The organism is Cupriavidus necator A5-1, assembly GCF_000744095.1.
GTDB classification, from domain to species: Bacteria; Pseudomonadota; Gammaproteobacteria; order Burkholderiales; family Burkholderiaceae; genus Cupriavidus; species Cupriavidus necator_A.
Window position 1 is genome coordinate 534,016 of record NZ_JQLI01000008.1, and the last position, 25,418, is coordinate 559,433.

General features: G+C 68.2%; 26 protein-coding genes and 2 riboswitches. Of the genes, 20 read left to right on the top strand and 6 right to left on the bottom strand.

From position 1 onward, the window contains the following. Window positions 1-152: 152 nt before the first annotated feature. Complete coding sequence (locus tag K307_RS26640) at window positions 153-1,097, top strand: Kdo hydroxylase family protein (RefSeq protein ID WP_042883846.1); 945 nt, start codon at window positions 153-155, stop codon at window positions 1,095-1,097. Window positions 1,098-1,118: 21 nt separating this feature from the next. Here the strand turns inward: K307_RS26640 and K307_RS26645 are convergent, their stop codons facing one another. After that, window positions 1,119-2,522 (bottom strand): coniferyl aldehyde dehydrogenase, encoded by a 1,404-nt coding sequence (locus tag K307_RS26645; RefSeq protein WP_042883847.1) that lies wholly within the window; start codon window positions 2,520-2,522, stop codon window positions 1,119-1,121. A gap of 374 nt (window positions 2,523-2,896) precedes the next feature. Between K307_RS26645 and K307_RS26650 the strand changes: the two genes are divergently transcribed. Further along, window positions 2,897-4,576, top strand: a complete 1,680-nt coding sequence (locus K307_RS26650) for a GMC family oxidoreductase (RefSeq protein WP_042883848.1) — start codon at window positions 2,897-2,899, stop codon at window positions 4,574-4,576. An 85-nt stretch (window positions 4,577-4,661) separates the two neighbouring features. On the opposite strand, the gene K307_RS26655 is transcribed toward K307_RS26650, so the two are convergent. Continuing rightward, entirely contained in the window at window positions 4,662-6,323 is a 1,662-nt protein-coding gene (locus tag K307_RS26655; RefSeq protein ID WP_042883849.1) for an acyl-CoA dehydrogenase family protein, read from the bottom strand. Window positions 6,324-6,539: 216 nt separating this feature from the next. Further along, a riboswitch (TPP riboswitch) is annotated at window positions 6,540-6,641 on the top strand. Between the two features lie 98 nt (window positions 6,642-6,739). On the opposite strand from K307_RS26655, the gene thiC reads away from it, so the two are divergent. The 9 genes from thiC (at window position 6,740) to K307_RS26700 (ending at window position 13,442) form a co-directional block, all read left to right on the top strand. After that, window positions 6,740-8,620: a phosphomethylpyrimidine synthase ThiC gene (thiC, locus tag K307_RS26660; RefSeq protein WP_042883850.1), complete on the top strand. Its 1,881-nt coding sequence runs from the start codon at window positions 6,740-6,742 to the stop codon at window positions 8,618-8,620. A gap of 136 nt (window positions 8,621-8,756) precedes the next feature. Beyond that, window positions 8,757-9,947 carry an FAD-dependent oxidoreductase gene (locus K307_RS26665; protein WP_042883851.1) on the top strand — a complete coding sequence of 397 codons (1,191 nt, stop codon included), beginning with the start codon at window positions 8,757-8,759 and terminating at the stop codon, window positions 9,945-9,947. Window positions 9,948-9,959: 12 nt separating this feature from the next. After that, window positions 9,960-10,157 carry a sulfur carrier protein ThiS gene (gene thiS, locus K307_RS26670; protein ID WP_042883852.1) on the top strand — a complete coding sequence of 66 codons (198 nt, stop codon included), beginning with the start codon at window positions 9,960-9,962 and terminating at the stop codon, window positions 10,155-10,157. 3 nt (window positions 10,158-10,160) lie between these two features. Beyond that, entirely contained in the window at window positions 10,161-10,997 is an 837-nt protein-coding gene (locus K307_RS26675; RefSeq protein WP_042883853.1) for a thiazole synthase, read from the top strand. Continuing rightward, on the top strand, window positions 10,994-12,130 hold the full coding sequence (locus K307_RS26680) for a thiamine phosphate synthase (protein ID WP_042883854.1): 1,137 nt from the start codon (window positions 10,994-10,996) through the stop codon (window positions 12,128-12,130). Before K307_RS26675 ends, K307_RS26680 begins: the two co-directional genes overlap by 4 nt. A 14-nt stretch (window positions 12,131-12,144) precedes the next feature. Beyond that, window positions 12,145-12,333, top strand: coding sequence for a hypothetical protein (locus tag K307_RS26685; RefSeq protein ID WP_042883855.1), 189 nt, complete (start codon window positions 12,145-12,147; stop codon window positions 12,331-12,333). Between the two features lie 73 nt (window positions 12,334-12,406). Continuing rightward, window positions 12,407-12,631 (top strand): TraY domain-containing protein, encoded by a 225-nt coding sequence (locus tag K307_RS26690; RefSeq protein ID WP_042883856.1) that lies wholly within the window; start codon window positions 12,407-12,409, stop codon window positions 12,629-12,631. Further along, window positions 12,615-12,884, top strand: a complete 270-nt coding sequence (locus tag K307_RS26695) for a type II toxin-antitoxin system RelE family toxin (protein WP_042883857.1) — start codon at window positions 12,615-12,617, stop codon at window positions 12,882-12,884. The genes K307_RS26690 and K307_RS26695 overlap by 17 nt, the downstream gene beginning before the upstream one ends. 105 nt (window positions 12,885-12,989) lie before the next feature. Then, window positions 12,990-13,442 carry a PaaI family thioesterase gene (locus tag K307_RS26700; RefSeq protein WP_042887442.1) on the top strand — a complete coding sequence of 151 codons (453 nt, stop codon included), beginning with the start codon at window positions 12,990-12,992 and terminating at the stop codon, window positions 13,440-13,442. Between the two features lie 15 nt (window positions 13,443-13,457). On the opposite strand, the gene K307_RS26705 is transcribed toward K307_RS26700, so the two are convergent. Then, window positions 13,458-13,892, bottom strand: a complete 435-nt coding sequence (locus K307_RS26705; protein WP_042883858.1) for a PGDYG domain-containing protein — start codon at window positions 13,890-13,892, stop codon at window positions 13,458-13,460. A 7-nt stretch (window positions 13,893-13,899) separates the two neighbouring features. Continuing rightward, window positions 13,900-14,736: a bifunctional hydroxymethylpyrimidine kinase/phosphomethylpyrimidine kinase gene (gene thiD, locus K307_RS26710; RefSeq protein ID WP_051975197.1), complete on the bottom strand. Its 837-nt coding sequence runs from the start codon at window positions 14,734-14,736 to the stop codon at window positions 13,900-13,902. Between the two features lie 82 nt (window positions 14,737-14,818). Beyond that, window positions 14,819-14,934, top strand: a riboswitch (S-adenosyl-L-homocysteine riboswitch). A gap of 121 nt (window positions 14,935-15,055) precedes the next feature. Here thiD and ahcY point away from each other — a divergent pair. The 5 genes from ahcY (at window position 15,056) to K307_RS26735 (ending at window position 18,942) form a co-directional block, all read left to right on the top strand. Next, on the top strand, window positions 15,056-16,474 hold the full coding sequence (ahcY, locus tag K307_RS26715) for an adenosylhomocysteinase (RefSeq protein ID WP_042883859.1): 1,419 nt from the start codon (window positions 15,056-15,058) through the stop codon (window positions 16,472-16,474). Between the two features lie 79 nt (window positions 16,475-16,553). Continuing rightward, the gene (locus tag K307_RS26720; RefSeq protein ID WP_022533305.1) at window positions 16,554-16,904 is read left to right on the top strand and encodes a phage holin family protein; all 351 of its coding nucleotides are present in this window, start codon (window positions 16,554-16,556) and stop codon (window positions 16,902-16,904) included. Window positions 16,905-16,956: 52 nt separating this feature from the next. Next, window positions 16,957-17,787: a methylenetetrahydrofolate reductase [NAD(P)H] gene (gene metF / locus K307_RS26725; protein ID WP_042883860.1), complete on the top strand. Its 831-nt coding sequence runs from the start codon at window positions 16,957-16,959 to the stop codon at window positions 17,785-17,787. A gap of 7 nt (window positions 17,788-17,794) precedes the next feature. Beyond that, on the top strand, window positions 17,795-18,157 hold the full coding sequence (locus K307_RS26730; protein WP_042883861.1) for a TfoX/Sxy family protein: 363 nt from the start codon (window positions 17,795-17,797) through the stop codon (window positions 18,155-18,157). A 41-nt stretch (window positions 18,158-18,198) separates the two neighbouring features. Further along, window positions 18,199-18,942, top strand: a complete 744-nt coding sequence (locus K307_RS26735; protein WP_042883862.1) for a Mut7-C RNAse domain-containing protein — start codon at window positions 18,199-18,201, stop codon at window positions 18,940-18,942. A 50-nt stretch (window positions 18,943-18,992) separates the two neighbouring features. Here the strand turns inward: K307_RS26735 and K307_RS26740 are convergent, their stop codons facing one another. Then, window positions 18,993-19,577, bottom strand: coding sequence for a 5-formyltetrahydrofolate cyclo-ligase (locus K307_RS26740; protein ID WP_042883863.1), 585 nt, complete (start codon window positions 19,575-19,577; stop codon window positions 18,993-18,995). Between the two features lie 105 nt (window positions 19,578-19,682). On the opposite strand from K307_RS26740, the gene K307_RS26745 reads away from it, so the two are divergent. The 4 genes from K307_RS26745 to K307_RS26760 all read left to right on the top strand — a co-directional run bounded on the left by K307_RS26745 (window position 19,683) and on the right by K307_RS26760 (window position 24,958). Beyond that, window positions 19,683-21,635, top strand: coding sequence for a lytic transglycosylase domain-containing protein (locus tag K307_RS26745; RefSeq protein ID WP_042883864.1), 1,953 nt, complete (start codon window positions 19,683-19,685; stop codon window positions 21,633-21,635). A gap of 87 nt (window positions 21,636-21,722) precedes the next feature. Continuing rightward, complete coding sequence (locus tag K307_RS26750; protein ID WP_042883865.1) at window positions 21,723-22,745, top strand: complex I NDUFA9 subunit family protein; 1,023 nt, start codon at window positions 21,723-21,725, stop codon at window positions 22,743-22,745. A 220-nt stretch (window positions 22,746-22,965) separates the two neighbouring features. Next, window positions 22,966-23,664: a glutathione S-transferase family protein gene (locus K307_RS26755; protein WP_042883866.1), complete on the top strand. Its 699-nt coding sequence runs from the start codon at window positions 22,966-22,968 to the stop codon at window positions 23,662-23,664. Window positions 23,665-23,722: 58 nt separating this feature from the next. Further along, window positions 23,723-24,958 carry a multifunctional CCA addition/repair protein gene (locus K307_RS26760; protein WP_042883867.1) on the top strand — a complete coding sequence of 412 codons (1,236 nt, stop codon included), beginning with the start codon at window positions 23,723-23,725 and terminating at the stop codon, window positions 24,956-24,958. On the opposite strand, the gene K307_RS26765 is transcribed toward K307_RS26760, so the two are convergent. Next, window positions 24,955-25,392 (bottom strand): universal stress protein, encoded by a 438-nt coding sequence (locus K307_RS26765; protein ID WP_042883868.1) that lies wholly within the window; start codon window positions 25,390-25,392, stop codon window positions 24,955-24,957. The two genes, K307_RS26760 and K307_RS26765, sit on opposite strands and share 4 nt — an antisense overlap. Between the last annotated feature and the right edge of the window lie 26 nt (window positions 25,393-25,418).

The following is a 25,418-nucleotide window of genomic DNA, read 5'->3' on the forward strand; positions in this document are numbered from 1 at the left end:
CCCGCGGGGTTTTTTCATGTGGGTTTGATCCCGGTCGGTTCCCTGTGTGGCGCCGCCGCCACTGCTGGTCGCAGGGAGTAAAATCCAGCCATTCCCGACCCGCCGCCGCAGGCGGCCAATCCCCTTGCTGGTGACCGTTCCCAGAGGATGCCATGTCTGAAGCGCCTGTCCTTGCCACTGCCACATCGCGGAGCCGCCCCGCTGCCGCCGGCACGCTTAACCTGATCCGCCCGCAGCCTTACACCGACTGGGCGCCGCAGGTCACGGCCGAGGAGCGTGCCACGCTGCGCCGCGAGCTGGAGCAGGGCGCCGTGCTGTATTTCCCCGACCTCGATTTCCGCTTCGAGCCGGGCGAAGAGCGCTTTCTCGACAGCCGTTATTCCGACGGCAAGTCCAAGAACATCAACCTGCGCGCCGACGATACCGCGGTGCGCGGCGCCCAGGGCAGCCCGCAGGACCTGTCGGACCTGTACAAGCTGATCCGCCGCTACGCCGACAGCAGCGAGGCGCTGGTGAGTACGCTCTTCCCCGAGTACGTGCCGCACATGACGCGCGCCGGCACCTCGCTGCGCCCGAGCGAGATCGCTGGTCGCCCGGTCAGCTGGCGCAAGGACGACACCCGCCTGCACGTCGATTCCTTCCCGTCCAACCCGATGCTGGGCAAGCGCCTGCTGCGCGTGTTCCACAACATCGACCCGGCCGCGCCGCGGGTGTGGCGCGTGGGCGAGCCGTTTGCCGACTTTGCGCGGAAGTTCGTGCCCAAGACGCACGGCATGTGGCCGGGGCAGGCAGCGCTGATGAAGCTGCTGCATATCACCAAGCGCAAGCGCTCGGAATACGACCACCGCATGCTGCAGCTGCATGATCTGGCCAAGGCTGACCTGGACTACCAGGCTAATGTGCCGCAGCAGGAATTCCACTTCCCGCCGGGCTCGACCTGGATTGTGTTCAGCGACCAGCTGCTGCACGCCGCCATGCGCGGGCGCGCGATGATGGAGCAGACAATCTACCTCGAACCGCAGGCGATCTCCGATCACACCCATTCGCCCGAGGCGGTGCTGTCGCGCATGCTCGGACGGCCGATGCTGGTGTCCTGATCGGGCGTGATCAACGCCTGATCAACGCATAAGCAGCTTCAGCATCGTCTCGAAGGTCTTGCCGTAGGGCGGCTTGAGGAGGCCGGCGCCATTCAGCGCCGCCTGGTGGAACACCGGCTTCACCTTGGAAAAGGTGTCGAAGCCCGCCTGACCGTGATAGGCCCCCATGCCGCTGGCACCGACGCCGCCGAACGGCAGCCCGTCCTGGGCGACGTGGAACAGCGTGTCGTTGACGGTGATGCCGCCGGCAACGGTCTGGCGCATCACATGGCCGATCGCGCCGCGGTCGCGCTCGAACAGATAAAGTGCCAGCGGGCGCGGGCGCGCATTGATGTAGTCGACCGCTTCATCCAGCGTGCGGTACGTCACCACCGGCAGCACCGGCCCGAAGATCTCCTCGCGCATCGCCGTCACGCCCTCGGGCGCATCCAGCAGCAGCACCGGCGGCAGGCGGCGTGCCTGCGCGTCGGGTTGCGCGTCCGAGAGCGGCACCACGGTTGCGCCCTGCGCCGCCGCTTCGTCGATGAGCCCCGCGAGCCGCGCAAAGTGGCGCGGGCTGATGATGCTGGTGTAATCCGGGTTGCGTGCCAGGTCGGGATAGAGCCGGTTCACGCACTGGCGCGCGGCTTGCACCAGGCCATCGCGCAGGTCTTCCGGCACCAGCACATAGTCCGGCGCGATGCAGGTCTGGCCCGCGTTCATCAGCTTGCCCACCAGGATGCGCTCGACCGCACGCGCCAGGTCCGCGCCGGCGCCGACGATGGCCGGCGACTTGCCGCCCAGCTCCAGCGTCACCGGCGTCAGGTTGGCGGCCGCCGCGCGCATCACATGATGGCCGACCGCGGTCGAGCCGGTGAACAGCAGGTGGTCGAAGGGCAGCGCGGTAAAGGCGCTGGCGACCTCGGCATCGCCATTGACCACCACGATCTCGTCCGGCGCGAATTCCTGCTGCACCAGTTGCGCAAACAGCGCCGCGAAGCGCGGTGTGTATTCCGACAGCTTTACCATCGCGCGGTTGCCCGCGGCCAGCGCGCCCGCCAGCGGCCCCACCGTCAGGTACAGCGGATAGTTCCAGGGCACCACGATGCCCACCACTCCCAGCGGCTGCGGCACCAGGCGCGAGCGGCCCGGACGGAACCAGAAGCCGGTGGCGGCGCGGCGCACGCGCATCCAGCGCTTGCCGTGGCGCAGTGCATCATCGATGGCGCCCACGCTCGGGAACACTTCCAGCAGCGCGGTTTCCTGCCGCGGCCGGTTGGTAAAGTCTTCATGGATCGCGGCGGCAATGGCGGCGTGGTTTTCGGTCACCAGGCGCCGCAGCCGCCGCAGGCGGTCGGCGCGCACGGTCCAGGCCGGCAGCTGGTCACGCCGCGACGCGGCGTGCATCGCGCCAAAGACGGACGACAGGTCGGGAACTTCTCGCATCGCTGCGCTCCTGGGAAATCGGTGTTCGGGGAATGGAAACGGATCGGAAGCGGATCGCGGCAGCCGGCCAGGCAGGCGCTCGCGCCTTTGGCTGCGCAATTGATGCGATCCGGGATCCGATCCGCATGCGCCCGCGCAAGATAAGGTAGCGCGCCAGCCGTGGCAATGGAAGTTTGCCACCGGACGGGCGATTCAAACGGCCGTCTGCATCGCGCCGCGGGTCATCCCTACTGTCCTTCTCCACCCCTGCGGCCAGCGTCTACACTGAATCTCACGGCTTGCCATCCGCTGGACGGACAGGGCGCGCGCGGCCGGTCAGTCCGGCCCCGCCCAGCTCACGCATGCGCGCCGCCTGCGGACTCGCGGGGAGACAGATGGAAACCACCTATGACTTCGTCATCGTCGGCGCGGGCTCGGCGGGCTGCGCGCTGGCCGGACGGCTCGCCGACAGCGGCGACGACACCATTGCCCTCCTCGAGGCCGGGCACCACGATCACCATGTGCTGGTACGAACACCCGCCGCGGCTGCCGCGATGCTGCCGCGCGCCGGCGCGCGCAACTATGCCTACCAGACCGTGCCGCAGCCCGGCCTGAACGGCCGCCGCGGCTACCAGCCGCGTGGGCGCGGGCTGGGTGGCACGTCGTCGATCAACGCCATGATCTACACGCGCGGCCGGCCCGCCGACTATGACGCGTGGGCCGACGCCGGCTGCGACGGTTGGTCATGGGACGACGTGCTGCCGTATTTCCGCCGGGCCGAATGCAACGAGCGCCTGGCCGGCAGCGACGACGACCCGCTGCATGGCGGCAACGGCCCGCTGCACGTATCCGACCTGCGCAGCCCCAATCCCTTCGGCGAACGCTTTATCGAAGCCGCGCAGCAGGCCGGCTTCCCGCGCAACGACGACTTCAACGGCGAAGAGCAGGAGGGCGTGGGCTGGTACCAGGTCACCCAGCACGCGGGCGAGCGCTGGAACGCGGCGCGCGCCTACCTGCACGGCGGCAACGTGCGCGACAAGGCCTGCAACGGCGGCCGCGCGCGGCTGCATGTGCTGACCGGCACGCAGGCATTGCGCATCGTGTTCGAAGGCCGCCATGCGGCCGGCGTGCTGGTCGCGCGCGACGGTCGCCAGCACTTGCTGCGCGCACGCCGCGACGTGATCGTCTGCGCCGGCACGTTCGGCTCGCCGCAATTGCTGATGGCGTCGGGCGTCGGCCCCGCGGCGCAGCTGCGCGAACTCGGCATCGGCGTCGTGCACGACCTGCCCGGCGTGGGCGCCAACCTGCAGGACCATCTCGACGTCATCCTACACAAGCGCGTGGCCGCGCCCGAACTGTTCGGCGTGTCCTTCGGCGGGCTGGCGCGGCTGTTCTCGGAAATGCTGCGCTACCGGCGCGAGCGCACCGGCATGCTGTCGAGCAATTTCGCCGAGGCGGGCGGCTTCCTGCGCAGCCGCCCAGACCTGCCCGAGCCCGATCTGCAGCTGCATTTCGTGGTCGGCATGGCCGACGACCACATGCGCAAGCTCAATCGCGGCCACGGCTACTCCTGCCACGTCTGCGTGCTGCGCCCCCGCAGCCGCGGCGAGGTGCGCTTGGCATCGGGCGATATCCGGCGCGCGCCATTGATCGACCCGCGCTACCTGAGCGATGTGCGCGACCTCGACGACATGGTGGCCGGCGTGCGCATCGTGCGCAGGATCTTCGCGCAGCCGCAGCTGGCGTGCTTCGGCGGACGCGAACTGTATTCCGCCCACCTGCGTGCCGACGGCAGCGACGACGCCGACGTGCGCGAGATGGTCCGCGAACATGCCGATACCATCTACCACCCGGTGGGTACCTGCCGCATGGGCATGGACGCGATGGCGGTGGTCGACCCGCAGCTGCGCGTGCGCGGCGTGGAGGGCTTGCGCGTGGTCGATGCCTCGATCATGCCGACGCTGATTGGTGGCAATACCAATGCGCCGGCGATCATGATCGGCGAGCGCGCGCACGATTTGATCCGCTTTGCGCCGCGGGTGATGCTGCGCGTGCTGGAGTCGATGGAGGCTTAAGGGCGGTAAGGGCGGTAAGGGCGGTAAGGGCGGTAAGGGCGGTAAGGGCGGTAAGGGCGGTAAGGGCGGAGCAGGGTGCGGTGGGCTAGCCTTCGAAGCCGCGCGAAAACACCCGCTTCAGCGTCTCGGCATCCGCATCCAGCGTGCCGAACACCCGTCCATGCTGCCGCCCCAGCCGGCTGGCGACAAACAGCTCGGCGTTCTCCACATCGGCATGCGCCAGCATCAGCGCCGCCTGCGCGGTCAGCACCAGGTCCTGCGCGAAGCGGCGCGCATGCGTTTCGAGATGCTCCGGCGCCTCGTGCAGCATCGCCTGCAGCGAGGCCAGTTCCGCACGCACCGCCGGATGCCCGCCGGCGCGGCGCTGCAGGTCCTGCAGCAAACGCGCGGCATCGTCGGGATTGCGCTGGATCGCGCGCAGCACGTCCAGGCACATGATGTTGCCCGAGCCTTCCCAGATCGAGTTGACCGGCGCTTCGCGATACAGCCGCGCCATCGGGCCTTCCTCGACATAACCGTTGCCGCCCCATACCTCCATCGCCTCGCCGGTGGCTTCGAGCGTGCGCTTGCACACCCAGTACTTGGCCGCGGGCGTGACCACGCGCTTCCATGCGGCGGCGAGCGGATCATCGTCGGCGTGCTCGAAGGCGTGGCCCAGTTCCATCATCAGCAGCGTCGCCGCTTCCGATTCCAGCGCCAGGTCGGCCAGCACGTTGCGCATCAGCGGCTGGTCGGCCAGCAGGCGGCCGAAGGCGCTGCGGTGGCGCGTGTGGTGCAGCGCCTGCACGAAGGCCGCGCGCAGGATCGCGGCGCTGCCGATCACGCAATCGAGCCGCGTGCTAGTGGCCATCTCGATGATGGTCGGGATGCCGCGGCCTTCCTCGCCGATCAGGATGCCGGTGGCGTCGCGGAACTCGACCTCGCTGCTCGCGTTGGAGCGATTGCCGAGCTTGTCCTTCAGCCGCTGGATCAGGATCGGGTTCTTGCTGCCGTCATCGCGAAAGCGCGGCACGAAGAAGCACGACAGCGGCCCGTCTTCGGCGCCCATGCGCGCGACTACCAGGTGCGCATCGCACATCGGCGCGGAGAAGAACCATTTGTGCCCGGTCAGCGCATACTCCGCGCCGCGGCCCTCGCCGCGCACGGCGCGCGCCACGGTGGTGTTAGCGCGCACATCGGAGCCGCCCTGTTTCTCGGTCATGCCCATGCCGATCATGATGGCCGTCTTGTCGCGCCAGGGCAGGTCGCGCGCATCGTGCTCGGCGGCATAAAGCCGGGGCTCCAGCTCGGCAAACAGCGCGGTCTCCTTGCGCAGCACGGGGATGCTCGCCAGGGTCATGGTGGGCGGGCACAGCGAGCCCGATTCCACCTGCGCCTGCAGGAAGTAGCCCGCCGTGCGCGCGGCCCACGCGCCCGCGCGCGGCTGCGCGAAGGGCAGCGACTGCAACTGCTGGCTGCGCAGCAGCGACAGCAGCGCATGCCAGCTCGGGTGGAAGCTCACCACGTCGATGCGCTCGCCGGTGCGGCTGTGCGTATGGAGCTCGGGCGTGTAGCGGTTGGCGTCGGCCGCCCATTGCTGGACCTCCGGCTCGCCCAGGCGCGCGCCGAACTGGCCGAGCGTCTCGGCGTGCCAGCCGCCGCCGAGCCGTTCCAGTGCGCCACGCAGCGCCGGGTCGGTGGCGAAGAGGTTGTAGTGCACGAGGTCGGGCACCTGGTTGAACACGCGGTGGGTGGCAGCTTCGGTCATGGGGAATTCCTGCAAGGCTGTCTGGCGTTGGCGGCAAGCTCGTCTTATTGCATGGTAGAGCACGTAACACGCGTTTGAGTGCCGGGGGATGCCCTTAGCTGCGGCGCAGGCTTCATGACGCGTTGCAGCATGCCGCATTGGATACGTTGGCGCACGGCAGTTGCGACCGAATTAGGGGTGGCGCCTGCCGGGGGCTTGTGCTTAAATTCACCCCGTTGGATGAAACAGGGGTGCCGTACGGATGGGCCGTGCGGCTGAGAGAGTCCCTTCGAACCCGATCCGGTTAGTACCGGCGTGGGAAGTTTCACAAGACCAAGTCTCTTGTCCCTCCGGGACTCGCTACACCGGCCCCAGGCCGAGGCAGCGCTCACAGGGCTCCTGGTTTCGTCCACCCCGCAAGAGAGAGGACGACACCCATGGCCCGTACTGCCCCCGCAGCTTCCTTCGAATCGCTCGAAAGCGACCTCGACCAGAAATTTGCCTACCCGGCTTCCAGCAAGACCTACCTGACGGGCAGCCGCCCCGATATCCGCGTGCCGCTGCGCACGATCCTGCAGACTTCCACGCGCACCGACAAGGGCGAGATGCAGAATCCGCCGATCCCGGTGTACGACACCTCGGGTCCGTACAGCGATCCGGACGTGCATATCGACCTGAAGGCCGGCCTGCCCGCCGTGCGCGCCAAGTGGATCGAAGAGCGCGGCGACACCGAAGTGCTGCCGGGCCTGTCGTCGGAATACGGCCGCGACCGTGCCAACGACCCCGCCACCGCGCACCTGCGCTTTGCCCAGCTGACCAATCCGCGCCGCGCCAAGGCCGGCGCCAATGTGTCGCAGATGCACTATGCGCGCAAGGGCATCATCACGCCGGAAATGGAGTACGTGGCGCTGCGCGAGTCGCTGAACCTGCAGGCGCTGTACGACAAGGCCGAATACAAGGCGCTGCTGCGCCAGCATCCCGGCAACGCGCTGGGCGCCGGCCTGCCGCTGCGTCCGGAAGACATCACGCCGGAATTCGTGCGCCAGGAGATCGCCTCGGGCCGCGCCATCATTCCCGCCAACATCAACCACACCGAGCTGGAGCCGATGGCGATCGGGCGCAATTTCCGCGTGAAGATCAACGGCAACCTGGGCAACTCGGCGGTGACCTCGTCGCTGGCCGAGGAAGTGGAAAAGATGGTGTGGTCGATCCGCTGGGGCGCCGACACCATCATGGACCTGTCCACCGGCAAGCACATTCATGAAACCCGCGAATGGATCCTGCGCAACTCGCCGGTGCCGATCGGCACGGTGCCGATCTACCAGGCGCTGGACAAGACCGGCGGCATCGCCGAGGACCTGACCTGGGAGATGTTCCGCGACACGCTGATCGAGCAGGCCGAGCAGGGCGTGGACTACTTCACCATCCACGCCGGCGTGCTGCTGCGCTACGTGCCGCTGACCGCCGAGCGCGTCACCGGCATCGTCTCGCGCGGTGGTTCGATCATGGCCAAGTGGTGCCTGGCACATCACAAGGAAAACTTCCTGTACACGCACTTCGACGAGATCTGCGAGATCATGAAGGCGTACGACGTGTCGTTCAGCCTCGGCGACGGCCTGCGTCCGGGTTGCATCGCGGACTCGAACGACGACGCCCAGTTCGGCGAGCTGCGCACGCTGGGTGAGCTCACCGCCAAGGCGTGGAAGCACGACGTGCAGGTGATGATCGAAGGCCCGGGCCACGTGCCGCTGCAGCGCATCCAGGCCAATATGGACGAAGAACTCAAGCATTGCTACGAGGCGCCGTTCTATACGCTGGGACCGCTGGTGACCGACATCGCCCCCGGCTACGATCACATCACCAGCGGCATCGGCGCGGCCAATATCGGCTGGATGGGCACCGCCATGCTGTGCTACGTCACGCCCAAGGAGCACCTGGGCCTGCCGGACAAGGAAGACGTGCGCGAAGGCATCATCACCTACAAGATCGCGGCCCACGCTGCCGACCTTGCCAAGGGCTGGCCTGGCGCGCAGCTGCGCGACAACGCACTGTCCAAGGCACGCTTCGAGTTCCGCTGGGAAGACCAGTTCAACCTGGGCCTCGACCCCGAACGCGCGCGCTCGTACCACGACGCCACGCTGCCGGCCGAGGGTGCCAAGATCGCCCACTTCTGCTCGATGTGCGGGCCGAAGTTCTGCTCGATGAAGATCACGCAGGAAGTGCGCGACTACGCGGCGTCGTTGCCCAAGGAAGCGCAGCAGGGCATGGAAGAGAAGTCGATCGAGTTCCTGAAGAAGGGCAGCAAGATCTACTCGTGATGCAGTAGCAGGCAGTACGGGCATGGTTTCGCACCCATGCCCGCTCGTGTTCCGCCGCCGCGCAGTGCCCCGCGCGGCGGCACCGACAACAAGGAGGCCGGCGCGGCCGCACGCCCCGTCCGGCACAACACCCCTCATGACAGCAGTGCAGTCGTTTGACGTCGCCATCCTCGGGGCCGGTCTTGCCGGCCGCCTGGCCGCCTGGCAACTGGTACGCAGCGGCGCCCGCGTGGCGCTGGTGGAGCGGGCCGGGCCGGACGGCGCGGGCTCGGCCGCCTATGTGGCCGCGGCCATGCTGGCGCCGCTGGCGGAGTCGGCCATTGCCGAGCGCCGCATCGTCGACCTGGGTATCGCCAGCGTCGACCTGTGGCGCGCGTGGCTGGCCGAGCTGCCGGAGCCGGTCTTCTTCCAGGAGGACGGCACGCTGGTGGTCTGGCATGCGCGCGACCGCGGCGAGATGTCGCTGTTCACCAGCCGCGTGCGCGCGGTGGCGCCGCCTGAGCTGGTAGCGCAGCGGCTGCGCGCGCTGGATGGCAAGGGCGTGGGCGAAGTCGAGCCCGCGCTGGCGGGCCGTTTCCCGCAGGGCTTGCTGCTCGCGGGCGAAGGCCAGCTCGACAACCGTGGCGTGCTGCGCGCGCTGCTGTCGTGTTCGGTCAGCGAAGGCGTCCACTGTGTCTGGGAAGCCGGCGAAGTCGATGCCGCGACGCTGCCCACGCTCGGCATCCGTGCCGACGTGGTGCTGGATTGCCGCGGCCTGGGCGCGCGCTCGGCCTGGCCAGCGCGGCCGGGCGGCGACAAGCCGGGCCTGCGCGGCCTGCGTGGCGAAGTGGTGCGCGTGCATGCGCCCGACGTCAAGCTGCACCGGCCGGTGCGGCTGCTGCATCCGCGCTACCCGATCTATATCGCGCCCAAGCCCAACGACCTTTACGTGATCGGCGCCACCGAGCTGGAAAGCGAGGACGAGTCGCCGATGAGCGTGCGCTCCGCGCTGGAACTGCTGTCGGCGGCGCATTCGCTGCACCCCGCCTTCGGCGAGGCGCGCGTGCTGGAACTGAACGTGCAGCGGCGCCCGACGCGGCCCGACCACCTGCCGGCGATCCGCGTCGACCAGCGTACCCGCGTGGTGCGCGTCAACGGCCTGTACCGCCACGGCTTCCTGATCGCGCCGGCGGTGACCGAGGCCGCGTGCGCGGTGGTCGGTGCGCTGCTCAAGGGCGATCCCGCCGCGCATGCGGTGCCGGCGGCGCTGCGCTGGCCCGGCATGATCGAGGCGGTGACCGAAGCACCGGCAGCTAACATGGTCGCGCCCGCCGGGCTGCTGCATTAACGCATGACAGACATGGAAATCTTGCTCAACGGCCGACCGCTCGCGCTTACCGAATCCGCCACGCTGGCGGACGCGGTGACCGCGGCGCAGGTCGCGCCCCCCTTTGCCGCGGCGGTCAACGGCCAGTTCGTGCCGCGCGCCGCGCACGCCAACACCCCCCTTGCGGCCGGCGACCGCATCGACCTCGTGCAACCCGTGACGGGAGGCTGACCCATGACATTCGAACCTTCCGAAACCCTGCGCGATCCCTTCGTGCTGTATGGCGAGTCGTTCGGCTCGCGCCTGCTGCTCGGCACCGCGCGCTATCCGTCGCCGGCCACGCTTGAAGCGGCCGTGCAGGCTTCGACGCCCGCCATGATCACCGTCGCGCTGCGCCGCCAGGGCGCGGTCGGCAACGGCGAAGGCGGCCAGGCCTTCTGGCAGATGCTCAAGGCGCTCAACGTGCCGGTGCTGCCCAACACCGCCGGCTGCTTCACCGCCCAGGAGGTGATCACCACCGCGATGATGGCGCGCGAGGTCTTCGAAACGCCGTGGATCAAGCTCGAACTGATCGGAGACGACTACACGCTGCAGCCCGACACGCTGAACCTGCCCGCCGTGGCCGAGACCCTGATCAAGGAAGGCTTCAAGGTGCTGCCGTACTGCACCGAAGACCTGGTGCTGTGCCGCCGCCTGCTTGACGTCGGCTGCCAGGCGCTGATGCCCTGGGCCGCACCGATCGGCACCGGCCGCGGCGCGGTCAACCCGCATGCGATGCGGGTGCTGCGCGAACGCTTGCCGGACACGCCGCTGATCGTCGACGCTGGCCTGGGCCTGCCGTCGCACGCAGCGCAGGTGATGGAGTGGGGCTACGACGGCGTGCTGCTCAATACCGCGGTGGCGCAGGCCGCCTATCCGGTCAACATGGCGCGCGCCTTCGCGCAGGCCGTGGAAGCCGGCCGCACCGCCTACCTGGCCGGGCCGATGCCCGAGCGCGAAGTCGCGCAGGCCAGCACGCCGGTGGTCGGCATGCCGTTCTGGCATGCGGACAGCACGGAGCAGCGCGCATGACCCGCCGCCCCGTGCATGCCCCCGCCGACGGCCCGCTGCGCCAGGCGGTGCTCGAACACTATGGCGAGACCTTCGGCATCGATGACAAGCCGTGGCAGGCCTGGCGCCTGGAAGACGCGCCGGCGCAACCCGGCGCGCACGACGTGCTGCTGTCCGATGGCGAAGCCACCGAGGCAGTGATCGGGCGCGTCGCCGCCACCGGCGCCACGCTGATCGAGACCGACCGCGAGGGCGGCCAGTGGGTCGACACGGTGCGCTCGCCGATGGGCACGTGGGTGTTCAGCGTCAAGGCTGATACCGACCAGCCGCATTCGCCCGCCTTTGTCGCGGTGCTGCTGGCTTGCCTGTCGCTGCATTTCCCCGCGCATGACGCGCTGTGCCTGGCGCGCGCCTGGGAGCCCGGCTCGGCCGATTGGCCGTCGGACTTCGCCCGCTTCCCGCACGTGCGGCATGCCGCGCTGGTGGCGCCGGAGCAAACGGCAGCCCCGTTTGCGCCGTGCCCCGCGCTGGGTCTGTACGTGGTGGTGCCGACTGCGGATTGGATCGAGCGGCTTGCACCGCTGAACGTGCCGACGGTGCAGCTTCGCTTCAAGTCGGATGACCCCGCGCCAGTGCGCACCGAGATCGCGCGCGCGGCCAAGGCCATGCGGGGCTCGACTTCGCGCCTGTTCATCAACGACCACTGGCAGGCCGCGATCGACTACCGCGCGGACAACGGCGGCGACCAGAGCGGCATCTACGGCATCCACCTCGGCCAGGAAGACCTGGACGACGCCGACCTCGACGCGATCCGTGCTTCGGGCCTGCGGCTGGGCGTCTCCACCCACGGTTACGCCGAGATGCTGCGAGTGGCCGCGATCCGCCCGAGCTACCTGGCGCTGGGCGCGATCTTCCCGACAACCACCAAGGTGATGCCGACCCAGCCGCAAGGCATGGGCCGCTTCCGCGCCTATGTGAAGCTGATGCAGCCGGTGATCCCGTCGCTGGTGGGCATCGGCGGGGTCAACGCGAGCAATATGCGCGAAGTGCTGGCGGTGGGCGTCGGCAGCGCGGCGGTGGTGCGTGCCGTGACCGAAGCCGACGACGTGCGGGCCGCGGTGGCCCACCTGGTCAGCCTGTTCCCGGCCGCCTGAGCGCGGCTCTTGCCATGGCGCCGATCGCCGCCGCGCACCGCGTCCGCCTGGCGGTGGCGGACGACCTGGTGCGCCTGCCCGAGATCGAGCTGGCCGCGGCGGCGCTGTTTCCTGACGCCGACCTGCCCGCGCTACTGCGCCTGGTCAGTACGCCTGAGATGCGCTGGCGGCGCAACGGGCGGCGGGGTTGCGACAACGCGTAGCGATGCGGCAGGTATTCTGACGGCAGGATTTCATCGTTGCTATACCTGTATAGCAATCACTTTGGAGGCTGTCATGCTTGCCATCCGACTGCCAGAGGATATCGAAGCCCGCCTGGAAGCCCTTGCCAAACGCACCGGCCGCACCAAGACGTTTTATGCGCGTGAGGCCATCATGCAGCACTTGGATGATCTTGAAGACCTGTATCTGGCAGACAAGGTTGCCGCACGTGTTCGCGCCGGCGAGGAATCCACGGTAACGCTGGATGAGCTGGAGGCGCGGCTTGGCCTGGCGGATTGAAGTCACGCAAACGGCAGAGAAACAACTTGCCAAGCTGGACCGGCCGGTCGCCAGGCGTATTGTCACGTTCTTGCGCGAGCGGGTTGCGGCATCCGTCGACCCCCGCTCGCTTGGCGAAGCCCTGAAGGGCAGTGAGCTTGGCGAATACTGGAAATACCGGGTCGGCGACTGGCGCTTGATTTGCCAGATCGAGGACGCGCACATCACTGTTGTGGTGCTGCGTCTTGGGAACTGCAGGGACGTGTATCGCTAGCGCCAAGATTTGTGCGACATTCGCCCACCCGCCAGAATCGAGCGGCAGCCCGCCGCTATGATGGCAGCCAGCATTCCTCGCCAACCATCCGCCGCCATCCCGATCATGTCCTCCCAGCCCGCCCCCGAAATCATCCCCGTCGCCCCCGGCACGCCCGACAAGCCCTACTTTGGCATCGACGTCCCGCTGATGCGCTATTTCGGCCTGCAGCCGGTGCATATCGAGGAGGGCCTGTGTCGCACGCGGCTGCCGGCGCACCCGTCGCTGGTGAACAGCCGTGGCGATGTGCACGGCGGCACGCTGATGGCGACGCTGGACTTCACGCTGAGCGGCGCCGCCCGCTCGCACGCGCCGCTGGAAACCGGCGTGATCACCATCGACATGTCGACCCATTTCCTCGCCGCCGCGCGCGGCGAGCTGACGCTGGAAGCACGCTGCCTGCGCCGCGGCGCGCGCATCGCGTTCTGCGAGGGGGAAGTGAAGGATGCGGCCGGCACCGTGGTGTGCGTGGCGCGGGCCGCGTTCAAGCTGGTGCCGATGTCGAGCGGCGGCAACTGATTTGCTGATGGCCGCTCAGTCCTCCAGCGGCCGGTACACCTGTTCAAACCTTGCGCGCTCGGTGATGCCATAGTCACCGGGCGCGTATTGCATCAGCCAGTCGCCCGGCTTGCCGTGCAGTACGTCGCCGCCGGCGCTGCGTTCGATGCTGAAGGCCTCGTGCATCTCGCGCGCCAGCACCGCGATCGGCTTGTTGCGGTAGGCGCCGTCCTGGCCATGCGCGAGCGGCGGCACGGCTTCGTACTTGGGATCGAAGCGGTCGCGCGACACGCACCAGCGGTCGCCGCTGCGGCTGGTGATCAGCGCATCGCCCGGCAGGTAGCGGTTGGGGCCTTCGCGGCTGATCAGTTCGCCGGGCTCGGTGGCGAACACCACGTCGACGACTTCATGCTTGAGGTAGAACGCGGCTTCGGGATCGCAGCGCAGGTCGATATCGGTCAGCATCGGCATGTGATTCTTAGCCCAGCGCGCGTGGCGCGAAAGCGTGGTTCAGCGGACCGTTCCCGCTGCCCAGCCGCAGCGCGGCGCCGGCCGCGATGGCTTGCGCCACGTAGTCCAGCGCCTTGCCGACCGCCACCTCCAGCGCATCCCCGCGCGCCAGCTGCGACGCGATCGCCGCGGCCAGCGTGCAGCCGGTGCCGTGCAGGTTGCGGGTAGCGACGCGCGGGTGCGTGAACACGCGCACGGTGCCGTCCTTCAGCATCAACAGGTCATCCAGCCCGCCGGCACCGCCGGCCGGGCCGTCGTCATCCAGGTGTCCGCCCTTGAGCAGCACGGCCGGGCAGCCCATTGCGATCAGGTCGGCGGCGGCCTGTTCCATCTCGGCGCGGCGCGTGATCTTGCGGCCCAGCAGGTAAGAGGCCTCGGGCAGGTTGGGCGTGACCAGCAGCGCGCGCGGGAACAGCAGCCGCACCATCGCCTGCGTGGTGGCGTCGTCCGACAGCGTCGCGCCGGAGGTCGAGATCATCACCGGATCTACCACCAGCTTGCGGATGCCGTGCCGGTCCGCTGCCGCGGCCACGGCCTCGACGATGGCGGCGGTGCCCAGCATGCCGGTCTTGGCCGCGTCGACGCCGATATCGCTGGCGACCGCGTCGATCTGCGCGGCCACCATGTCGGCCGGGATGGCGTGCACGCCGGTCACGCCCAGCGTGTTCTGCGCGGTGATCGCGGTGATGGCGCTCATGCCGAAGCAGCCCAGCGCGGAAAAGGTCTTCAGGTCGGCCTGGATGCCGGCGCCACCGCCGGAGTCGGAACCGGCGATGGTCAGGGTGCGGGGTGGCGTTGGAATCATCTGGGAAGGAATTCGGGGAGCCGGCGCAGGCGCGCAGGCAAATCGCCGGTGCGCAAGGCAGCCGGGCACGCTACAATACCGCCACTCCGAGGAGCGTTGCAACGGATGGGGGCCAGGCAGAGCACATTGCCGGGCCGGCGGCACAGCCGCCCAAGCCATCCGCCAGGCTCGGACTGTCTTCAACGGCGCTCGCTGATCCGTGGTTTCGCACGGAGGCGAGTCGACCTATCCGCCCGCCATGCATGCTTTTTGTCATGCAATTGGCGCGGCCCACCTCCCGTACTCGTCACCTGCGTGCCACTCTTCACCGGAGTGAAACATGAACGCTGTGACCGACCTGAAGCAAGACTACATCGTCGCCGATATCGGCCTCGCCGCCTGGGGCCGCAAGGAAATCGCCATCGCCGAGACCGAAATGCCCGGCCTCATGGCGATTCGCGATGAATTCGCCGCCGCGCAGCCGCTCAAGGGCGCACGCATCGCCGGCTCGCTGCACATGACGATCCAGACCGCCGTGCTGATCGAGACGCTCAAGGCACTGGGCGCCGACGTGCGCTGGGCCTCGTGCAATATCTTCTCGACGCAGGACCACGCCGCTGCCGCCATCGCCGCCGGCGGCACGCCCGTGTTCGCCTTCAAGGGCGAATCGCTGAAGGAATACTGGGACTTCACCCACCGCATCTTCGACTGGTCTGACGGTGGCACGCCCAACATGATCCTGGACGACGGCGGCGACGCCACGCTGCTGCTGCACCTGGGCGCGCGTGCCGAGAAGGACGAGTCCGTCATCGCCAAGGCGACCAGCGAGGAAGAAACCTACCTGTTCGCCGCGATCAAGGAAAAGCTGGTCAAGGACCCGAGCTGGTACAGCCGCAACCTGGCAGCGATCCGCGGCGTGACCGAGGAAACCACCACCGGTGTGCACCGCCTGTACCAGATGGCCCAGAAGGGCGAACTGCGCTTCCCGGCGATCAACGTCAACGACTCGGTGACCAAGAGCAAGTTCGACAACCTGTACGGCTGCCGCGAATCGCTGGTGGACGGCATCAAGCGCGCCACCGACGTGATGATCGCCGGCAAGGTCGCCGTGGTGGCCGGCTACGGCGACGTGGGCAAGGGCAGCGCACAGGCGCTGCGCGCGCTGTCGGCCCAGGTGTGGGTGACCGAGATCGACCCGATCTGCGCACTGCAGGCGGCGATGGAAGGCTACCGCGTGGTGACCATGGACTACGCCGCCGAGCACGGCGATATCTTCGTCACCTGCACCGGCAACTACCACGTCATCACCCATGACCACATGGCGAAGATGAAGGACCAGGCCATCGTCTGCAATATCGGCCACTTCGACAACGAGATCGACATCGCCTCGATCGAGAAGTACGAGTGGGACGAGATCAAGCCGCAGGTCGACCACGTGCAGTTCCCCGACGGCAAGAAGCTGATCATCCTGGCCAAGGGCCGCCTGGTGAACCTGGGCTGCGCCACCGGCCACCCGTCGTACGTGATGAGCAGCTCGTTCGCCAACCAGACCATCGCCCAGATCGAACTCTGGCAGGAACGCGACAGCGGCAAGTACCCGGTCGGCGTCTACACGCTGCCCAAGCACCTGGACGAGAAGGTGGCGCGCCTGCAGCTGCGCAAGCTGAACGCGCAGCTGACCGAGCTGACTGACCAGCAGGCCGCCTATATTGGCGTGAAGAAGGAAGGCCCGTACAAGGCGGATCACTACCGCTACTGATACGGTTCACCGTTCGCGCTTGCCGGACTCCCCTCTCCCATAAATGGGAGAGGGGAGGAACCACCTTCAAGGAGCCGTCATGAGACTATTGGTCGTCTGGGTCATCAACGCTGTTGCGCTGTTCGTGTTGCCGTACATCATCTCGTCGATCCACATCAAGAGCTTCGGCTCGGCGATGCTGGCGGCGTTGGTGCTGGGCCTGGTCAACACGTTGATCCGTCCGATCCTGGTGATCCTGACGCTGCCGGTGACGCTGCTGACGCTGGGGCTGTTTATCTTCGTCATCAACGCGCTGCTGTTCCTGTTCGTCGGCAACCTGCTCTCGGGCTTTACCGTCGGCGGCTTCTGGGCGGCCCTGCTGGGCTCCATCCTGTACAGCGTGATCTCGTGGCTGCTGTCCAGCCTGCTGCTGGGCGACCGCAACGACTGAAGCGGACCACGAATCCATACCGCGCGCTGCGCCAACGCGGCGCGCCACCATCATGCAAGACCGCTACTTCAGCTTTGAATTCTTCCCGCCCAAGACGGCGGAGGGCACGGAAAAACTGCGCAACACGCGTGCGCAGCTGGCCCCGCTCAAGCCCAAGTACATCTCGGTGACGTTCGGCGCCGGCGGCACCACGCAGCAAGGCACGCTCGACGCGGTGCTGGAAATCCAGCGCGACGGCATCGAGGCCGCGCCGCACCTGTCGTGCGTGGGCTCGTCGCGCGAGAGCATCCGCGAGATCCTGAAAAAATACCGCGAGGGCGGCATCCGCCATATCGTCGCGCTGCGTGGCGACATGCCCTCGGGCATGGGCGAGATCGGCGAATTCCGCTATGCCAACGAGTTGGTGGAGTTTATCCGTGCCGAGACCGGCGACTGGTTCAATATCGAAGTCGCGGCCTATCCGGAGTACCACCCGCAGGCCAAGTCCCCGCGCCACGATCTCGAGAACTTCGTGCGCAAGGTCAAGGCCGGCGCCAACTCGGCGATCACGCAGTATTTCTACAACGCTGACGCCTACTTCCGCTTTGTCGATGACGTGCGCGCGACGGGCCTCGAGGTGCCGATCGTGCCGGGCATCATGCCGATCACCAACTACACGCAGCTGATGCGCTTCTCCGAGACGTGCGGGGCCGAAGTGCCGCGCTGGGTGGCCAAGCGGCTGGAGAGCTTTGGCGACGACCGCGAATCGATCCGCGCCTTTGGCCTGGACGTGGTCACTGCCCTGTGCGAGCGGCTGTTGGCCGCGGGCGTGCCGGGGCTGCATTTCTACACGCTCAACGCGGCCGGCGCGACCAAGGCGATCTGGCAGCGGCTGAAGCTCTGAGGCCAGCATGGCCACGCGCCGCCCGGACCCGTTCATCGAGCATTTGCTGGAGCTGATGGCGCCGCTGGCGGCGCGCATCGGCCCGGTCTCCGCCAAGCGGATGTTCGGCGGGCACGGGCTGTTCTATGACGGGCTGATGTTTGCGCTGGTGTCGGATGGCACTTGCTACCTGAAAGCCGATGACGCGACGCGGGCGAAGTTCGAGGCCGAGGGCAGCGAGCCGTTCCGCTACCAGTCGGCCAAGCGCGAGGTCACCATGCGGCACTACCTGAGCCTGCCGCCCGCGGCGCTGGAATCGCCGGCGGCGATGACGCCGTGGGCGAAGCTGGCGGTGGAGGCGGCGCTGCGGCTGGGGAACCAGGCCGGCTGAGCCCGCGCACGCAGCGCGAAAACGGTGCCATACTCGCCCACATGGTCACCGCCACCTTCCGCTTCTACGAGGAACTGAACGACTTCCTCGCGCCGGACCAGCGCCGGCGTGACCTCCCCTGCGCCTGCGCGCGCGCCGCCACCGTCAAGCACATGATCGAAGCGCTGGGCGTGCCGCACACCGAGGTCGAGTTGATCCTGGTCAACGGCGAATCCTCCGGCTTCGAGCGATTGCTGCAAGACGGCGACCGCGTCTCCGTCTATCCCAAGTTCGAACGCCTGGACGTCTCGCCGCTGCTGCGGGTCCGCGAGCAGCCGCTGCGCGTGATGCGCTTTGTCGCCGATGCCCACCTGGGCGGCCTGGCGCACCTGCTGCGCATGACCGGTTTCGACACCCTCTACGACAACCACTTTGAAGACAGCGAGATCGAGCGCATCGCCGTCGACGAAGGCCGCGTCGTGCTGACGCGCGACCGCGAGCTGCTCAAGCGCCGCGGCATCACGCACGGCTGCTATGTGCGTGCGATCAAATCCAGGCAGCAGGTGCGCGAGATCTTTGCGCGGCTGGACCTGGCGCGCAGCGCGCGGCCGTTCTCGCTGTGCCTGGATTGCAACGTGCCGCTGCACACGCTCGATGCCACCGCCGCCGCGGGACGCGTGCCGGAAGGCGTGCTCGAGCGCCATCGCAGCTTTTCCACCTGCGACCACTGCCGGCGCGTGTTCTGGGAGGGCTCGCACTGGCGCTGCATGCGCGCGCTGGTGGACGAGCTGGTGCAGGGGGGCTGAGCGCCGTCCGGGCTCAAGCTTTGCGGCTGGCGCGCCGTCAGCCTGACAGGCTAGAACGTCCCCGTTTCCGTCACGATCCAGTCCATCGCGATGTCATGCGGCTGCGCCTGCAGCGGGATGCAGCAGGACTCGTAGCCGATGCCGATCGCCACCGGCCGCTGCGGCATGGCCGCCAGCGTGCGGTCGTAGAAGCCGCCGCCGTAGCCCAGGCGGAACTTGTCCGGGCTGAAACCGACACAGGGAATGACCAGCGCATCGGGCGTCACGGCCTCGGTGCCGTCGGGCACCGGGATGCCGTAGTGGCCGGTGGCCATCGGCGTATCGGGCGTCCACAGGTGGAAGTCGAGCGGCGCGCCCGGGCGGCTGACCGCGGGCAGGGCGGCCTGGCGGCCCGGCACGGCGGCGAGCCAACGGGCGACGGCGTCACGGGCGTCGAATTCCTGCTGGATCGGCCAGTAGAAGCCCAGGCAGCGCACGGCGAGCCCGGCCAGCAGTTCGGCCAGCGCGGCGCCGATGCGGGCATCGGCCTCGGCGCGCGACGCCAGGCCGGCACGCAGGGTCAGCAGCCGGGAGCGCAGCACGCGGCGGTCGCCGTCGGCGGCGTCCGGGGAAGGGATGGCAGGAGTGGAAGACATGGCGTGGGATAATGCCTGCGTCCGAACCAACACGGACGGCGGATGCGGCAGCCTGGCACGAGGTTGTGGGCGCCGGCGCCGCCGTCATCGACAAGGAAGCTAAGAATGCTGAAGGGAGTATATCTGCAGCGTGCAGGGCGGGCCGCCTGGATCGCCCTTGCATGTGCACTGCTTGTCACGCCGGTCCACGCGCAGAAGCGCCCGCAGCCAGTGGCACGCCAGCAGCCCGCGGCGATCCCGAGCGATCCCGACGATGCCTTCGCGCAGTTGCGCGAAGCCGCGCGCAAGAACGACGTGGAGCGCGCCTATGCGATCTCGGCCACGCTGGTCGACTACCCGATCCCGTCCTATGTCGAGTACTTCCGCATCAAGCCGCAGCTGTTCGACGCCAGCGGCCTGGCGCGCATCGACGCGCCCGACGACCAGGTGCGCGCGTTCCTGCAGCGCTACAAGGGCGAGGCCATTGCCGACCGCATGCGCAACGACTGGCTGCTGGTACTGGGCAAGAAGCGCGACTGGGCCAACTTCGATGTCGAGTACCCGCAGTTTGCGCTGAAGGACGATACCCAGGTCGAGTGCTATGCGCTGCTGTCGCGCGCGCTCAAGGGCCAGAACGTGGCCGCCGAGGCGCGCAGCGTGCTGAGCGACCCCAAGTACTACGGTGAAGGCTGCGTCGACCTGATTGGCTACCTGGTGCAGAGCCGGCAGATCCAGCCCAGTGACGTCGGCTTCCAGGCGCGTCTGGCGCTGGAGCAGAACTTCATCACGCTGGCCGGCAAGATTGCCGCGCTGGTGCCCGAGGCACGCGTCGACGGCGACACGCTCGCCACCATCGTCAAGATGGCGCGCAACGACCCGTCGCAGGCGGCGGCCTACCTCAGCACCGCGCAGGGAACGCTCTCGCGCGACGAGCAGGGCGCGGCCTGGGGCGTGATCGGCCAGTTCGCGGCCAAGAAGCTGCTGCCAGAGGCGGCCGGCTACTACCGCCGCCAGATGGAGCAGGGCGGCAACCAGTGGTTGTCCGATGACTCGCAGGAATGGCGCGTGCGCGCCGCGCTCCGCCAGGGCGACTGGAAGCAGGTGCGCCAGGCGGTCGAGCTGATGCGCGCGGAGCTGCGCGCCAAGGACCCGGCCTGGCTCTACTGGTATGGCCGCGCGCTCAAGGTCGATGGCCGCGATACCGAGGCGCAGCAGAACTTCCAGCAGATCGCCGGCCAGTTCAATTTCTACGGCCAGCTCGCCAGCGAGGAACTGGGCAACCGCATCACGCTGCCCGCGCGTACCAGCGTCAGCGACGCCGAGGCCATGGCCATGCGCACGCGCCCGGGCTTCCAGCGCGCGCAGAAGTTCTATGCGATGAACCTGCGCTTCGAGGGCAACCGGGAATGGAACTGGGAGCTGCGCGGCATGACCGACCGCGAGCTGCTGGCCGCGGCCGAGTACGCGCGCCGCATCGAACTGCTGGATCGCACCGTCAATACCGCCGACCGCACCCGCAACGAGCATGACTTCACGCTGCGCTTCCTGATGCCGTATCGCGACATCATGCAGCGCGCCACCGACGACGTCGGCCTGGACATGGCGTGGGTCTACGGCCTGATCCGCCAGGAATCGCGCTTCCTGATGAGCGCGCGCTCCTCCGCCGGTGCGCACGGCCTGATGCAGGTGATGCCGGCAACGGCCAAGTACGTGGCGCGCAAGATCGGCATGAACGACTTCTCGCCAACGATGATGGCCGATCCCAATATCAACATCCTGCTCGGCACCAACTACCTGAGCATGGTGCTGACCGACCTGGACAGCTCCTGGACGCTGGCTTCGGCCGCATACAACGCCGGTCCGGGCCGGCCCAAGGCCTGGCGCAGCACGCTGGCGAACCCGGTGGAAGGCGCGATCTTTGCAGAGACCATCCCGTTCAATGAAACGCGAGGCTATGTGAAGAATGTGCTTTCCAACGCTACGTACTATGCTGCATTGATGAGTGGCCGGCCGCAGTCGCTGAAATCGCGCCTGGGCACGGTTGCGCCGTCGCCGGTGACCACCACCAGCCTGCCCTGACGGGGCCGGCGCCGGGATGCGTTCCCGGCGCAGGGCCTTGCTGGCGCCGGTGCCGCGGCGTGCAGTTCTCTTGGCACGGAGGCATTCATGCAGACCAGCAACGTCCTTGTCATCGGTGGCGCCGGCTTTATCGGCAGCCACCTTGTCTCGCGCCTGGCCGGGGCTGCCTCGGCCTCGGGCGCGCCACTGGAGCCAGGCAGCAACCCGGATTCCCCGATCGCCCCGGAGCGCATCGTGGCCGGCACGCGCAATGTCGAGCACGCGCAGCACCTGCTGCTGCTGCCGCGCGTGGAGGTGGTCGAACTGGGCCTGGCCGACAATGCCGCGCTCGATGACGCGATCGGCTCGCTGGGCGTGGACGGCATCGTCGTCAACCTGGTGGGGGTCTTGTACGGCGAGCGCGCCGCACCCTACGGCGAAGCCTTCGCCAGCGCCCATGTGGAAATGGTGCGGCAGATCGTGGCCTCGTGCCTGTCCACCGGCGTGCGCCGGCTGCTGCATATGAGCGCGCTGGGGGCGGACAGCCAGGGCCCGTCGATGTATCTGCGCAGCAAGGGCGACGGCGAGCGCATCGTGCGCGCCAGCGGCCTGGACTGGACCATATTCCGGCCCTCGGTGGTGTTCGGCCCCGACGACCACTTCCTGAACCTGTTCGCACATATGCAGCAGATGGCACCTGTGGTGCCGCTGGCATGCGCGCATGCGCGCTTCCAGCCGATATTCGTGCAGGACGTGGTGCAGGCCTACCTCAATGCAATGGTGAACCCCGCTACGATCGGCCATGGCTATGAGCTGGGCGGACCGCAGGTCTACACGCTGGAAGAGCTGGTGCGCTTTGCCGGCCGTGCCTCCGGCCATCCGCGCCCGGTGATCGCGTTGCCCGATGCGCTGGCGCGCGTGCAGGCCACCATCATGGAGCACATGCCGGGCGATCCGCTGCTGTCGCGCGACAACCTGGACTCGATGCAGCTCGACAACGTGCTGGAACGCCCGCTCGCGCCCGAACTGAACCTGCATCCCGCCAGCCTGGAGTCGGTGATGACCGACGCGCTGGCCGGGCGCAACCGCGACAAGGCGCTGACGCATATGCGCGCCAGCGTGCATCGCTGACGCCGCGGGGATCGGCCTGTCCGGCCCTGTCCGCTATGTGACCGGAATTCATATCGGTTGCGAGTGCAATTCACTTTGACGGGCGCGGCGGCGCTGGCAAAATGACCCGTCCGGCGCGCGGCTGCCACGCCGACCGTGCGCAGGGGTACCGCCCCATGCGCAGGCCGCTGGCGCCGCGCCTGCGCCGTCTCCCTCCGTTTCCTCCCCCAAGGATCCCACGATGAAGCTCGTCATCGGCAACAAGAACTATTCCTCCTGGTCGCTGCGCCCGTGGCTGCTGCTGCGCCAGGCCGGCATCGAATTCGAAGAAGTGCAGGTGCGCCTGTTCACCGGGAACTTCGCCGCCGAGATCGCGCGCTATTCGCCCGCCGGCAAGGTGCCGGTGCTGATCGATGGCGAGGTCACCGTGTGGGACTCGCTGGCGATCGCCGAATACCTGGCGGAGCGCTTCCCGGAGAAAAACCTGTGGCCGGCCGACCGCGCCGCGCGCGCGGTGGCGCGCGCGGTCTGCGCCGAGATGCATTCGGGCTTCGGCAACCTGCGCAACCAGTTGCCGATGAACGTGACCGCGGTGCTGCCCGGGTGCGGCTGGAACGTCGCCGTGCAGCGCGACGTCGACCGCATCGCCGCGATCTGGGACGGGCTGCGCGCGCAGCATGGCGCCGGCGGCCCATTCCTGTTCGGCGAGTTCACGGTGGCGGATGCGTTCTTCGCACCGGTAGTGAGCCGTTTTGCCACCTACGGCATCCGTCTTCCCGATGAGGCGGAGGAGGCCAAGGCCTATGCCGACTTCATGCTGGCGCTGCCGACCATGCAGGAATGGATCGTCGCCGCGCGCGAGGAACGCGACTTCCTCGCCGACGACGAGCCCTACCGCCTGGCCCCCGATCGCCCCGATGCGATAATCGTCAACCACTAGCAACACCGCCGGCGCCAGGGCTGTCCCCCGCGCGCCGGCACATGACGAGGCCAGAACGATGCAGGTGTATGCCGTCGGCGGCGCGATCCGCGACGAATTGCTGGGCAAGCCCAGCCAGGACCGCGACTACGTAATCGTCGGCGCGACCCCGCACGAGATGGAAGCCGCGGGCTATCGCCCGGTCGGCAAGGATTTCCCGGTCTTCCTGCATCCCGAGACCCATGAGGAATACGCGCTCGCGCGCACCGAGCGCAAGACCGCAATGGGCTACAGGGGCTTTGCCTTCTGCTGCGAGCCCGACGTCACGCTCGAGGACGACCTGGTCCGGCGCGACCTGACCATCAACGCGATGGCGCGCGCGGTCGATGCCGACGGCAACCTGGTCGGGCCGGTGATCGATCCGCACGGCGGCCAGCGCGACTTGCAGGCCCGGCTGTTCCGCCATGTCTCCGACGCGTTTGCCGAGGACCCGGTGCGCATCCTGCGGCTGGCACGCTTCGCCGCACGCTTCCACGATTTCACCGTCGCCGCCGAGACCCTGCGCCTGATGCGCGAGATGGTTGCCGCCGGCGAGGTCGACGCGCTGGTGCCCGAACGCGTGTGGCAGGAACTGGCGCGCGGACTGATGGAGGCGCGCCCGTCGCGCATGTTCGAGGTGCTGCGCGAATGCGGCGCGCTGGCGCGGCTGCTGCCCGAGCTGGATCGCCTGTGGGGCGTGCCGCAGCGCGCCGACTACCATCCCGAGGTCGATACCGGCGTGCACGTGATGATGGTGATCGACCGCGCCGCCGCGATGGGCACGCCGCTGCCGGTGCGCTTTGCCGCGCTGGTGCACGACCTGGGCAAGGGCACCACGCCCGAGGACGTGCTGCCGCGCCATACCGGCCACGAGATGCGCAGCGTGAAATTGCTGGAGGGCGTTTGCGCGCGCCTGCGCGTGCCCAATGAGTGCCGCGACCTGGCACTGGTGGTGGCGCGCGAGCACGGCAATATCCACCGCTCGCTGGAGATCGGCGCGGCGGCCGTGATGCGCCTGCTCGAACGCTGCGATGCATTGCGCAAGCCAGCCCGCTTTGCCGAAGCGCTGCAGGCCTGCGAGGCAGACATGCGCGGACGCAAGGGCTTTGAATCGAGCGAGTACCCCCAGGCGGCGCGCTTGCTGGCCGCGCTGGACGCAGCGGCGGCCGTCGACGCCGGCGCGATTGCGCGCGCATGCGCCGACGATGTCAGCCAGATCCGCGACCGCGTTCATGCCGCGCGCGTGGCGGCCGTGGCGCAGCGGCTCGGGAGCTAGCGATAGACCAGCACTGGAATCTTGGTATGCGTCAGCACCTTGTGCGTTTCGCTGCCGAGAACCAGTGCCTGCACCCCGCGCCGCCCGTGCGATGCCATCACGATCAGGTCGCAGCCCCTGGCCCCGGCTGTATCGATGATGGCCTCGTAGACGTGGTCGCGGGTGACGCAGGTGGTTTCACAATTCACGCCGGCCGCGGCTGATTCCTGTGCAATCTTCGCCAGGTATGCCTCGGCCTGGCCGTACACCTCCTTCATATAGCGCTCCGCGATTTCCCGCCGCGTAGCGGTTTGCAGGCGGAACGTGTCGTAGTGGCTCACGACCTGGAGCGCCGTGATGCTGGCGTGGATTCCCTGGGCCAGCGCGATGGCTTTGCGGTAAGTCGCCTCGGACAGTTCCGAGCCGTCGACCGCCAGCAGCATATGCTTGAACATTTGGGTCTCCTTGCAAACCGGCGCCT